This window comes from Epibacterium sp. Ofav1-8 (genome assembly GCF_022348185.1).
Lineage (GTDB): Bacteria > Pseudomonadota > Alphaproteobacteria > Rhodobacterales > Rhodobacteraceae > Epibacterium.
The window spans coordinates 192,354-204,818 of the sequence record NZ_JAKRFD010000003.1; the positions used below are offsets into that span (position 1 = coordinate 192,354).

Genomic DNA, 12,465 nt, shown 5'->3' on the forward strand with positions numbered 1-12,465 from the left:
GGTCAGCCAAACAGACGACGGGCAAAGCGGCGCAGCAGGCCTGCACGCTCTCCCTCGTTGCGATTGGCGTTGCGGGACAGCTGTGCGGTGACCCCATCGGTATCGATCACCGTTTTACCGTCCTGGAATTGCAGGCGATAGAGATCGGCATAGATGCCGCCCCGCGCGAGCAGATCCTCGTGTCGGCCCTCGTCCATGACACGGCCGCGCTCCATCACCACGATCTTGTCGGCCGAGCGAATGGTCGAAAGGCGGTGCGCGATCACGATCGTGGTGCGCCCGCCAGAGAGCTTCTCCAGCGCCTTTTGCACCACTTTCTCGGACTGGGCATCCAGCGCCGATGTCGCCTCATCCAAGAGCAGCAGCGGCGTGTCGCGCAGCAATGCGCGTGCAATCACCACACGCTGGCGCTGCCCGCCCGACAGCGCAGAGCCACGCGGCCCGACCCGTGTTTCCAGACCATCCGGCAGCTTGTGCAGGAAATCCGAAACATGGGCGGCGTCCAGTACCTCCGAGAGACGTTCGTCACTGACGTCGGTGCGGCCCAGCAGGATGTTTTCCTTGAGCGTTTCATCAAACAGCAGCGCGTCCTGTGTCACCACGGAGAACAGGTCCCGCAGATCGCCAAGGTCGAGATCGCGCACCTCGGTTCCATCCAGGGTGACAGAGCCGCTCTGCGGATCAACCAGACGTGTCAGAATGTTGAAAATCGTGGATTTCCCGGCGCCCGATGCGCCCACCAATGCGGTGGTCTTACCGGCCTCGGCTACCAGTGACAGATCGCGGAGGATATGCGCCTCGCCATAATAGAGGTTCACATTGTCGAGGCGAATTTCAGGCAGCCCCTTGGGCGCAGGTTTGGGCTCTTCCGGCGAAACCAGCGTGATCGGGGCATCCATCAGCTCCTTGATGCGCTCCATCGCGGCGGCGGCCCCCTGCCAGATGCCCATAATGGCGGCGAGGCGGCGCATCGGGTCAAAGGCGAGGCCAATCGCAGTGAAAAAGCTCATGAATTCGCCGACCGTCTTGTCGCCATCAATGATCTCGCGCCCGCCAAACAGGATCACACACATCACCCCAAGCCCGGCCATCATATCAACCATGCCGGTGGTGGACGACGCGCCGAGCGCGGCCTTGATCTGGGCGCGGACAAAGGCGGCGGTCGCGGTGCGGTAGCGGCCGCTTTGATAGTCTTCCAGCCGGTTCAGCTTGATCGGGACGATGCCGTGGAACACCTCGTCAAGACGGGTAGCCTGCACCGCGCCAAGGTCACGGGCCATGCTGGCTTTTTTGCGCACGTAGCGCTGCACGATCGACAGCGGCAGCACCAGCAGCGGCACGCCGATCAGCATGATCAGCGTCCAGCGCCAATCGACGCTGATGGCCACCCCCAGCACGGCAATCAACTGCGCCACGTCCCGGCCCGACCCGGTGATGATCGCCTGCCAGACCTGGTTGATCGCCGCCACATCCGATTGCACCCGCTGGATCAGGAAACCGGGCGGGTGGTTCTGGTGGAAACTGGCGTCCTGATGGATCAGCCGGTCCAGCATATCGGTGCGCATATGCGCCTCGGACCGCTGGTTGATGGTGGCGAGGATCACCTTCTGCGTCACCGAGCTGAACCCGCGCAGCAGAAAGATGCAGAAAAAGGCGATACTGACCCAGACCAGGGCATTCTCGCTGCCATCCACAAAGACCAGGTCGAACATCGGCTGCATCATGTAGCTGAGCCCCCCGACAGAGGCCCCTTCGAGCAGCATGAAGAAAACGGCAATGGCAAGCAGGCCAACGTGGTGGCGCAGGTATCCGCGCCAGAGCCAACGCAGCAATTCGCGCGAGGACATGTATTGAGTGCTCATTCCAGACGTTTCCCTGCCCGATGTGCCAAGTGCTGTCGCCACCTGTCTCTGGTTTTGGACTGATCGCAAATTTTGCGACAAGCCCCGCCATTTAAGCAGCTCAGGATCAGGGTGCAAGCCACCTGCCGGTACGGGGCATCGCAGTGGCAAGACCGCGATTGACCTCGCAGAAAGCCGCGCTAGGCTGCGCCCAGTTTGCAATGAAGCGGCACGGCCTGGCTTCAGGACAGGTCCGTACCAGCCCCCAGCAGGACATTTGAATATGCGCGATTCTGTGAAACTTTCCTCCGGTCGGTCCTATCTGGCGATCCCGGGGCCTTCGGTGATGCCGGATCAGGTGTTGCAGGCGATGCATCGCGCCTCTCCCAATATCTACGCCGGTGAGTTGGTCGAGATGACCGATACGCTGCCCCCCGATCTGCGCAAAGTGGCCCGCACCGAGCATCATGTGGCGATCTATATCGCCAACGGCCACGGCGCGTGGGAGGCGGCGCTGTCAAACACCTTGCAGGAGGGCGATAAGGTTCTGGTTCCGGCCTCCGGGCGCTTTGCCTATGGCTGGAGCGAGATGGCCGAAGCGATCGGCTTGCAGATCGAGGTGGTGGATTTCGGCATGCAGGCCGCCTTTGATCTGGCGCGCGTGGCGGAGCGGCTGGCCGCAGACACGGCGCATGAGATCAAGGCGGTGCTGGGCGTTCATACCGATACCTCCACGTCGATCCGGAATGATATCAAGGGCTTGCGCGGGGCACTGGACGCAGCGAACCACCCGGCGTTGTTGATGGCGGATTGCATTGCCTCACTCGGGTGCGACCGGTTCGAGATGGACGCCTGGGGCGTTGATGTGATGGTCACCGGCAGCCAGAAGGGGCTGATGGTGCCTGCGGGGATGTCGTTTGTGTTCTTTAACGACAAGGCCGCAGAGGCCCGCGCGCGTCTGCCTCGGGTCAGCCGCTACTGGGATTGGTCGCCGCGCGCCAACCCGGAATATTTCTATCAGTTCTTTGGCGGCACCGCGCCGACGCATCATCTTTATGGTCTGCGCGCGGCATTGGATTTGATCCACGCAGAGGGGATCGAGCAGATCTGGGATCGTCATGAGACATTGGCGCGGGCGATCTGGGCGGCCTGTGATCGCTGGAGCGAAGGCGGCGCGCTGGCGATGAATGTGGCGGATCCTGCGTTGCGCTCGCATGCGGTGACGGCGCTCAGGCTGCCCTCACCACGGGCCACGGATCTGCGGATGTGGCTGGAGGAGAACCTTGGCCTCACGCTGGGGATCGGGCTTGGCATGGCGCCGCCCGACAGCGCAGAGTGGCACGGGTTTTTCCGTCTCGGCCATATGGGGCACGTCAACGGCCATATGATCATGGGGCTGCTGGGCGGAATTGAAACGGGTCTGAGTGCACTGGATATCCCGCATGGCTCTGGCGCGCTGGAGGCGGCGGCTCAGGTGCTCGCCGGAGCGCAGACGGGCTGAGATCAGATGGCGGGCCGCTGTGGTCCGCCTCTTGCGGGATCAGATGCGCCGGTTGAGGGGAGGCGCGCCGCGGGTGTCTGCGCGTTGCTCGGCACGGATCATGCGCACCTCAAGCCGGTTGATCATGTGGTTCATCGCAACCGCCAGCAACAGCACCGGCACCATTCCATAGAGAAGCCAGAGCGCAATGAAGATCCACAGCAGGTTCACGGCCAGAAAACTGAGCGTGGTGGACAGAAGATCCGTGCTGTCATGGTGCATATCTTGGCGTTTCATGATTACCCCTCCAGGCAGGCACTGTCCGAACAGCCTAGCCCTAAAGGGGTAAACCCCGGGTAAAGCGCCCGCACCGACGGGAGGTTTTACCGGTTCGCTTGCGCTATGCGCGACCGCGCCGCTGGGTCAGCCGCGTTTGCGGCGCGCCTCTTCCAGCGCGAGAGGCAGAGCGGCAGCAAAGGCGGCGCGCTCGGCCTCGGGGCCGCAGCTGACGCGGATGCAGCGGTTTTGCGGTGCTGCAAAAGGCATGCGCACAAAGATGTCGCGCGCCACCAGCGCCTCCAGGACCGCCTTGGCAAAATCCCCGTCGTGGCCACAGTCGATGGCGACGAAATTGGTGGCAGAGGGCAGCGGCGTCAGGCCATTGTCGCGCGCAATGCGGGAAATCTCATCACGGGCGGTGGCAATCTCTGCCTGCACATGGGCCAGCCAGTCCTGATCCTTGATTGCCTCGGTTGCGCCAATCTGGGCACAACGGTTCATGCCAAAATGATTGCGCACCTTGTGAAAGGCGGAAATCACCTCGACCGCGCCCATCGCATAGCCGACGCGCGCGCCTGCCATGCCATAGGCCTTTGAGAGGGTGCGCATGCGGATCACGCGCGGGTCGGTCACATCCACCGGTGCGGCGGTGCCTGCGGGGGCGCATTCCACGTAAGCCTCATCCAGCAGCAAGAGGCTGCCCTCGGGCAGATCATCCAAAGCGGCGACGATATCCGCGCCGCGATGCCAGCTGCCCATCGGGTTATCGGGGTTGGCGAGGTAGACGATCTTGGCGTTGACCTCATGGGCCTTGGCCATCAATGCGGCGATGTCCTCGTGGTCGTCCTTGTAGGGGACGGTGTGCAGGACACCGCCAAACCCTGCCACATGGTAGTTGAACGTGGGATAGGCCCCAAGCGACGTGACCACCGCATCCCCAGCGCCCACATAAAGCCGCACCAGATTGCCCAGAAGCCCGTCGATCCCCTCACCAACCATGATGTGTTCGGGGGCAACGCCGTGCAGATCAGAAAGGGCCTGACGCAACTCATAGCTTTCGGCGTCGCCGTATTTCCAGATCTCTGCCGCCGAGGCCTGCATGGCAGCGACGGCCTTGGGCGAGGGGCCAAAGAGATTCTCATTCGCGCCGAGCCGCGCCACAAAAGGCGCGCCGCGCTGGCGTTCATGGGTTTCGGGCCCCACAAAAGGGACCGAAGCGGGCAGGGACTGGGCGAGCGGGGTTTGGCGGCTGTCTGTCATGCGCCAAGACCTAGCCGGGTGGACGCAGACGGGCAAGGGGCCAGGCGTGATCCGGTGCCCCGGCGTCAGGCTGGAAAGCGCGGGCGAAGCGCGGCAAGCTGGGTGCAACCAACGAGGGTGCCACAGCGACGGCACGCGAGACGACCAGAGGAGGAGCCTGTGATGGCTGAGGAAAACGCGCGTGTATCCGTCGAGATCCGCGACCACGTGGCCCATGTCACCCTGACCCGCGCCGACAAGATGAACGCGGTCGACAAACACATGCTGGCGGCGGTGATCCAGGCGGCCAGGGAGGTTGCGGCCTCTGACGCGCGGGCGGTGGTTTTGTCGGGCGAGGGTAAGAGTTTCTGCGCGGGCCTTGATGTCATGAGCTTTGCCGCGATGGGGCAGATGCAGGACACCGGCTGGATCATGGATCGTACCGAGGGGGACGCCAATGATTTTCAGGCCGTCGCCATGATGTGGCGCGCCTTGGATATTCCGGTGATCGCGGCCTTGCAGGGGGCAACCTTTGGCGCAGGGCTTCAGATTGCGATGGGGGCGGATATGCGCATTGCTGCCCCGGATGCAAAGCTCGCGGTGATGGAAATGAAGTGGGGCCTGATCCCGGATATGGGAGGCATGGCGCTCCTGCCGCAACTGGTGCGTTCGGATGTGTTGCGCATGCTGACCTATACGGCAACGCCGGTGGAGGCCGAGCAGGCCGAGCGCTGGGGGCTGATCACCGAGGTCGCGGATGATCCGTTGGCCCGCGCGCAGGCGCTTGCGGCAGAGATCGCAGGCAAGGGCCCCAATGCCATCCGCGCCGCCAAGCGCCTGATCGCCTATGCCGAAAGCGGTGCCAATGCCGCAGAGGTGCTGTTGCGCGAAAGCGAAGAACAGGCGGCACTGATCGGCAAGCCCGAACAGATGGAAGTGGTGATGGCAAACATGCAAAAACGCCCGCCGGTCTTTAAGTAGCGCCGCCAGGGCGCGCAGGCTGGGCAGGTCCATTCGGGGAGGAGCGGACATGATGCGGTTGAAACTCTTGCTGTCGCACCCGTCGGTGCCGGTGATGCTGGCGGCGGTGGCGCTGGGTGTGGCGATCCTGCTGATGCAGGGGGCGACATGGCAATGGGGCTTTGTGGTGCTGGGGGTCGGCTTGCAGATGCTCAATGAATACGGGCTGCACCGGTATATCTTCCACCTGAAGCCGCCGCGCCGACAGTGGGCCTTTGATCTGCTCTATCAGGCCCATTACGGCCACCATGATTTTCCGACCAATCACCGGCTGTTCTTTGCGCCGATCTGGGTGGCGCTGCCGATGCTGGCGGTGAATTTTGCGCTGATCTACGGGCTGGTGTGGCTGGTCCTGCCGCTGCATGCGCTGACGCTTGCGGCGGCGATCGTGCTGGTGGGCGGGGTAGCGACCTTTCTGGGGTATGAATGGTTTCACATGACCGCGCATCTGACAGTGTCCAAAACACGGGTGGAGCGGCATGTGACCCAGCTTCACAACCAGCACCATTTCCGCGATTTCTCCAAATGGTTCCATGTCTCGCCCGGCGGTGAGGTGATCGACCGCGCGATGGGCACGGCCATCGACCGCGAGGCGCTGAAGAGCCAGCAGCGGGTCGAGTTTATCCGCACCCTTGGCATGACACCGGACGACCCGAGGCTGGTGGCCGCGCGGAAACGGTTTGCAAATCGTTACCAGTTGAGTGCCGAAGAGATCGCCCGCGCTTGTCGCGCGTAAACACGCCCATATCGCCACTGCGCTGATCACACAGCGGCGCGGCGCATGATTTGCCCCCGACCTCTGGCACCGGTGACTGTCTGAAATCGCGCGGAATGGGCCATGTTGAGGCCCGCGCTGGATTTGACATCGGCGGACTGAGGCCGCTTGGGCGACATCATCAACCGAATCATGTCAGAAACATGACTGTCAGATGTATGTGTGTCTGCCGCCACGTGATGGCGTCGTATCCGTGCGGTGCGACAGCTGAAGCAATGAAAATTCAGTGTTTTACACGCGTAAACCATAAACTTTTAAACATTCAGCATTCGTTCGCAAATCCTCCATAATCCTCTTCGGGTCTTGCGGCGCTCTTTTTTACGATACACTCACGGCGCTCGCTGCTTTTTAGGGAATGCGGAGGAGTAGTCCTGTGACGATTGACATAAACGCGCTGTTGGCGACTTACGATCTTGACGGGGAGAACAGGGCCCGTCTGCAACGCGCGGCGCCGATGGTGATGGCGCTGTTGCCCGAGGTCCTGGCTCATTTTTACGACCGGGTCGGGCGCGAACCGGAAATGGCCGCCTTCTTCAAAAGTGATGCCATGATGGAGCGCGCAAAGGCGGAACAGCTGAAACACTGGTCGCGCCTGTTTTCCGGTGATTTCAGTGCGGAGTATCTGGCCTCGGCACAGAACATCGGCCGCGTTCACACCCGGATCGGGCTGCCGTTCTCCTTCTTCAATGCGGGCTATGCCCATGCGACCGCCCATATTCAGGCGTTGGTCCTGAAACAGGGGGCGCGGCGGTTCCTGCGCCCCGCCAAGGAAACGCATCAGTTGCTGGGCATCCTGTCCCGCGCGATGGCGCTGGATATCCAGTTGATTTTTGATGCCCATGCCGAGGCCGTTCAGGAAGAGCAGAACCGGGGGTTCCGCTATATGACCGAGGCGATCGAGGCGTTGGCGGCTCAGGATCTGAGCCATGACATCCCGTCTCCGCAGGACAGCGATTTTCCGGAGCAGTTCAATGGGATCAGAGAGAGCTTCAATGCGGCGCTCGGGGCCCTGCGGCAGGTGATCGCGGGCATTCGCAGCTCGGCACAACAATTGGACAGCGGTGCGCTGGAGGTCTCGCAAGCCTCCCAGGATCTGTCACAACGTACCGAATCCCAGGCAGCCACGCTGGAGGAAACAGCGGCCGCGGTGGAAGAGATCAGCGCCAGCATGCGCTCGTCGGCGGAGGCCACGCAGAAAACAAGCCTCACCGTCGGCACCACCCGCCAACGCGCCGAAGAGGGCAGCGTGGTGGTGCGCAATGCAGTTGAGAAAATGAACGAGATTGCCGACTCCTCGGCGCAGATTTCCAAAATCATCTCGGTGATCGACGACATCTCCTTTCAGACCAACCTGTTGGCGCTGAATGCGGGCGTGGAGGCCGCCCGCGCTGGCGAGAGCGGGCGCGGATTTGCCGTGGTGGCCTCCGAGGTGCGCAATCTTGCTCAACGCACGGCGGATTCTGCTGGCGAAATCAAAGAGCTGATCGCCATCAGCAGCAAGCATGTGGAAAGCGGTGTCGAACTCGTGGGCAACGCGGGGGACGTGCTGGAGAGCATCGTGAGCCAGATCAACGAAGCGGCGGAGCTGACCGAGCAGGTGGCAAGCTCGGCGGATCAGCAATCCACGGCCTTTGGCGAGATCAACATCGGCGTGTCGCAGCTTGATAGTGTGACCCAGCAAAACGCGGCCATGGTCGAACAAAGCACGGCCGCCCTGATGGAGATGCGCAACGAGGCATCCACCCTCTCGGGGCTGGTCTCCGTGTTCCAACTGGACGCAGGCACGCAGAGCGTCGGTGCTGAGGGCGGGCAGGACGCAGCCTTCCGCCGCGCGGGCTAACCTGTGATGTAAAAAGCAAAAAAGGCCGCAGCGGGTGCTGCGGCCGTTTCTGTTTCAAACAACGGTCTGAATACGACGTGTCTCAGAGCGAGGCTTTGTAGATCTTGTCGATGTTTGAGCCAAGGGCGGCGTTATAATCCGCATCCGACATCGCCACATTCAGCCCCTCGGTGAGGGCGCGCGAGAACGAGGCGATCATCTTGCTGTTTTGCGACAGCCGCGCGCAGGCATCATCGGTGGTGTAGCCACCAGACAGCGCCACCACACGCACCACGGCGGAGTGATCCGCGAGGCTGTCATAGAGACCTGCCTCATCAGGAATGGTGAGTTTGAGCGCGACCTTGGTGCCTTCGGGCAGGGCGTCAAGCTGGGCCGCGATCTCGGCCTTCAGCAGGGCTTCGGCCTCGGATTTGGTGGCGGAGTTGATGTCCACCTCGGGTTCGATGATCGGAACCAGACCGGCGCGGGCGATCTGGAGGCCGACCTCGAACTGCTGCGCCACCACGGATTTGATGCCGACCTCGTTGGCCTCCTTGACGACGGAGCGCATCTTGGTGCCAAAGATACCAGCGGCAACCGCGCGTTCCAACAGCGCGTCGAGATCGGGCATCGGCTTCATCAGCTGGACGCCGTCGGCCTCATCCGCAAGACCCTTGTCGACCTTCAGGAAGGGCACAACGCCGCATTTTTCCCAGAGGTAGGTGGGGACCGGCGTGCCGTCGATGGCATTGTCCATGGTCTTTTCAAACAGGATCGCGCCAAGGATCTTATCGCTGTTGAAATCCGGTGCGGTGATGATGCGGGCGCGCATCTTCTGGATTTCTCCGAACATTTCCTCGTCATTGGAATAGGCGTCTTCCATTACGCCATAAAGCGCCAGCGCCTTGGGGGTGGAGCCGCCAGACTGGTCCAGCGCGGCGATGAAGCCCTTGCCAGTTGCAATGCGGTCAAACTGTTGCTGATGGGTTGCGGGGTCTGTCGCCATGACGCGCGGCCTCCTTGGGAAATGCACGGATACTGTTGCTGCCACTTCTATACCGGGGGCCGAGACAGAGACAACAAATGCTTTGCGTTGGTTGCGCTAACGCCATGCCGTATCAGCGAAAAAACACTTGGCGCGTAGCAGGGCGCGCATCATGGGGTTCAGCCGGCGGATGTGCAGGCACGGACCACGCAGCATCACGCCGCAAGCGAGGACCCGATGAAGTGTTTCAGCGCCGTGTGCGGCAGGCATTTTTCGCGGCTGCGTCCGGCCAGACGCACGGTGTCAAACAGCACCGTGAGGGTCATGTCGGTGAAAGACAGGCTCCAGTAGCGGGCATCCATCGCGGCCCAGCGGGCGGCTTTTTCGCTGCCGCAGATTTCGGTGATATTCCATGCTGAGACCGGGTAGGGCGAATCCGAGAGTTCATCCACATTCATGGGATCAACTCGGAAATCCAGCACATCGTCAAACTCCAGAATGGCGAGCCCGCCGCCTGCAATGGGCGCCACCTCGTAACATAAGAGCAGCTTGTCGCCGTCGAAAAAGACCGCGGGAACCTCGTCGGTTCCGATCACCGGGAACTCCTCTCGGGGTTCCTTGCTCGTTATGGTGCCTGTTTCTGGCATCGCTGTCTCCAGCGGCCATTCTCGGCCGCGCTTGGGTCGTCACTTCGACTCAGGACCATACGAGATGGGGGCTTCCAAATTGCTAACGGGGCTCACCTGTCGGGCGCAAAAATACGGCTTGAGACAGAGACCGAATTGCCGTCCGGGTCCTTGCGATTGGCAAAGTGGTAGCCGTCCGCCTGGTGGAGGCTGCCAAAGGCAAAGCCGGCCTTTGATGCAGCGGCGCAGAACCCGGCCACATCCTCGACGTCAAAGACCAGTTTTACGCTGGATTGACCGATCTTCTGACTGCGGGCGGCGGGATGCAAGAGCAGGGCTGCACCGGCGGCAGGGGGACGCAGTTCGACGATCCGGTCGCCGGGGAGGTCGTGGCGGGTGTAGCCAAAAAGGGCGGTGTAAAACGCCACCATGTCATCGATGCGTTTTGTATAGATGAGGATGCGCCCCAAACATGTTTGCATGTCTTCCCCGCCGGTAGGTTCGGAGTGTGGCAGCAGCTCATCGCGCCGCCAAATGCGCATGAACAAGGAGCGCATGCAAAAAGGGCACCCCCGATAGAGATGCCCTTTGTTCCGTTATCGTGACGTTGCGCAGGTCTCAGACCAGACGCGAGGTTTCCTTGGCTGCGCGGACGAAATCCTTGAACAGCGGGTGCGGATCGAAGGGCTTCGATTTGAGTTCCGGGTGGAACTGCACGCCGATGAACCACGGATGATCGCTCCATTCAACGATCTCGGGCAGGCGGCCATCGGGGCTCATGCCGGTGAACTTCAAACCGCAGGCCTCGAGTTTTTCGCGGTATTTGATGTCGACCTCATAGCGGTGACGGTGGCGTTCCTCGATGGAGGTGGAGCCATAGACCTCGGCCACTTTGGACCCATCGGAGAGGGACGCGTCATAGGCACCCAGGCGCATGGTGCCCCCTTTGTCGTCATCGGCGCTGCGGCTCACCTTGTGGTTGCCCTGCACCCATTCCTTGAGGTGGTAAACCACGGGTTCAAAACGCTTTTTACCCGCTTCATGGTCGAATTCCTCGGAGCCTGCTTCCTCGATACCGGCCACGTTACGGGCGGCCTCGATCACCGCCATCTGCATGCCGAGACAGATGCCGAGGTAGGGCACTTTATGCTCGCGGGCATATTGCGCCGCCTTGATCTTGCCTTCGGTGCCGCGCTCGCCAAAGCCGCCGGGCACGAGGATCGCATGGAAGCCCTGCAGGTATGGCGTTGCGTCTTCCTTGTCGAAAAGCTCTGCGTCGACCCACTCGATACGCACCTTCACCCGGTTCGCCATGCCACCATGGGTGAGCGCCTCGGCGATGGATTTATAGGCGTCCTCAAGCTGGGTGTATTTGCCGACGATGGCGACTTTGACCTCACCCTCGGGGTTGTAGATGCGGTCGGCCACGTCTTCCCATGTGTCCAGCGTCGGGCGCGGGGCAGGGGCGATGCCAAAGGCGTCCAGAACCGCCTGATCGAGCCCTTCGCGGTGATAGGCCAGCGGCGCCTCGTAGATGGATTTCAGATCCTGCGCCGCGATCACGCTGTCAGCGCGCACGTTGCAAAAGAGCGCCAGCTTTTCGCGTTCCTTCACCGGGATCGGCCCCTCGGAACGGCAGACCAGAATATCGGGGGCCAGACCGATGGAGCGCAGCTCCTTCACGGAGTGCTGGGTCGGTTTGGTTTTCAACTCGCCAGAGGCCTTGATGTAGGGCAGCAGCGTCAGGTGCATGAAGATACACTGACCGCGCGGCTTATCCTGGCTGAACTGGCGGATGGCCTCAAAGAAGGGCAGCCCTTCGATGTCGCCTACGGTGCCGCCAATCTCGCAGAGCATGAAATCAACCTCATCCTCTCCGATGGAGATGAAGTCCTTGATCTCGTTGGTGACATGCGGAATCACCTGAATGGTCTTGCCGAGGTAGTCGCCGCGGCGCTCTTTCTCGAGCACGTTGGTGTAGATCCGCCCGGAGGAGATCGAGTCGGTCTTGCGGGCGGGTACACCCGTGAACCGCTCGTAATGGCCCAGATCGAGGTCGGTTTCGGCCCCGTCGTCGGTCACAAAGACCTCGCCGTGTTCAAACGGGCTCATGGTGCCCGGATCGACGTTCAGATAGGGGTCGAGTTTGCGCAGGCGGACGGAATAGCCCCGCGCTTGCAGCAGCGCACCCAGCGCAGCAGAGGCCAGTCCCTTGCCCAGAGAAGAGACGACACCGCCAGTAATAAAGATGAAACGCGCCATGTTTTCGGCTGCCCCCGTGAGATCGTGTCAGGTCCAAATCGGTTCAGTCGTGATCCGGGGAAGACCCCGCATCTCTTGCTGCCCGGCGGTGATTTAAGCGCGACGTTCACGCCTCAAAAACCGCAGCATCACGGGACTT

Annotated in this window: 11 protein-coding genes; 4 read left to right on the forward strand and 7 right to left on the reverse strand. The window is 61.8% G+C overall.

The features are described from left to right. Window positions 1-2: 2 nt before the first annotated feature. The gene (locus MHM97_RS06180; protein ID WP_239320774.1) at window positions 3-1,862 is read right to left on the reverse strand and encodes an ABC transporter ATP-binding protein; all 1,860 of its coding nucleotides are present in this window, start codon (window positions 1,860-1,862) and stop codon (window positions 3-5) included. Window positions 1,863-2,124: 262 nt separating this feature from the next. On the opposite strand from MHM97_RS06180, the gene MHM97_RS06185 reads away from it, so the two are divergent. Then, window positions 2,125-3,342: a pyridoxal-phosphate-dependent aminotransferase family protein gene (locus MHM97_RS06185; protein WP_239320777.1), complete on the forward strand. Its 1,218-nt coding sequence runs from the start codon at window positions 2,125-2,127 to the stop codon at window positions 3,340-3,342. A 39-nt stretch (window positions 3,343-3,381) separates the two neighbouring features. On the opposite strand, the gene MHM97_RS06190 is transcribed toward MHM97_RS06185, so the two are convergent. After that, window positions 3,382-3,618 (reverse strand): hypothetical protein, encoded by a 237-nt coding sequence (locus tag MHM97_RS06190; RefSeq protein WP_239320780.1) that lies wholly within the window; start codon window positions 3,616-3,618, stop codon window positions 3,382-3,384. 126 nt (window positions 3,619-3,744) lie between these two features. Next, entirely contained in the window at window positions 3,745-4,860 is a 1,116-nt protein-coding gene (locus tag MHM97_RS06195; RefSeq protein WP_239320783.1) for a pyridoxal phosphate-dependent aminotransferase, read from the reverse strand. A gap of 162 nt (window positions 4,861-5,022) precedes the next feature. Between MHM97_RS06195 and MHM97_RS06200 the strand changes: the two genes are divergently transcribed. The 3 genes from MHM97_RS06200 (at window position 5,023) to MHM97_RS06210 (ending at window position 8,474) form a co-directional block, all read left to right on the forward strand. Continuing rightward, window positions 5,023-5,820 (forward strand): crotonase/enoyl-CoA hydratase family protein, encoded by a 798-nt coding sequence (locus MHM97_RS06200; protein WP_239320785.1) that lies wholly within the window; start codon window positions 5,023-5,025, stop codon window positions 5,818-5,820. 49 nt (window positions 5,821-5,869) lie between these two features. Next, on the forward strand, window positions 5,870-6,595 hold the full coding sequence (locus MHM97_RS06205) for a sterol desaturase family protein (protein WP_239320787.1): 726 nt from the start codon (window positions 5,870-5,872) through the stop codon (window positions 6,593-6,595). Window positions 6,596-7,007: 412 nt separating this feature from the next. Next, window positions 7,008-8,474, forward strand: a complete 1,467-nt coding sequence (locus tag MHM97_RS06210; RefSeq protein WP_239320790.1) for a methyl-accepting chemotaxis protein — start codon at window positions 7,008-7,010, stop codon at window positions 8,472-8,474. Window positions 8,475-8,556: 82 nt separating this feature from the next. On the opposite strand, the gene MHM97_RS06215 is transcribed toward MHM97_RS06210, so the two are convergent. The 4 genes from MHM97_RS06215 to MHM97_RS06230 form a co-directional block, all read right to left on the reverse strand. Beyond that, on the reverse strand, window positions 8,557-9,459 hold the full coding sequence (locus MHM97_RS06215; protein WP_239320793.1) for a fructose bisphosphate aldolase: 903 nt from the start codon (window positions 9,457-9,459) through the stop codon (window positions 8,557-8,559). Window positions 9,460-9,653: 194 nt separating this feature from the next. Then, on the reverse strand, window positions 9,654-10,085 hold the full coding sequence (locus MHM97_RS06220; RefSeq protein WP_239320796.1) for a hypothetical protein: 432 nt from the start codon (window positions 10,083-10,085) through the stop codon (window positions 9,654-9,656). A gap of 92 nt (window positions 10,086-10,177) precedes the next feature. Beyond that, a complete protein-coding gene (locus tag MHM97_RS06225; RefSeq protein WP_239320799.1) occupies window positions 10,178-10,546 on the reverse strand; it encodes a VOC family protein in 369 nt (122 codons plus the stop codon). A gap of 136 nt (window positions 10,547-10,682) precedes the next feature. Then, window positions 10,683-12,326, reverse strand: coding sequence for a CTP synthase (locus MHM97_RS06230; RefSeq protein WP_005620851.1), 1,644 nt, complete (start codon window positions 12,324-12,326; stop codon window positions 10,683-10,685). Between the last annotated feature and the right edge of the window lie 139 nt (window positions 12,327-12,465).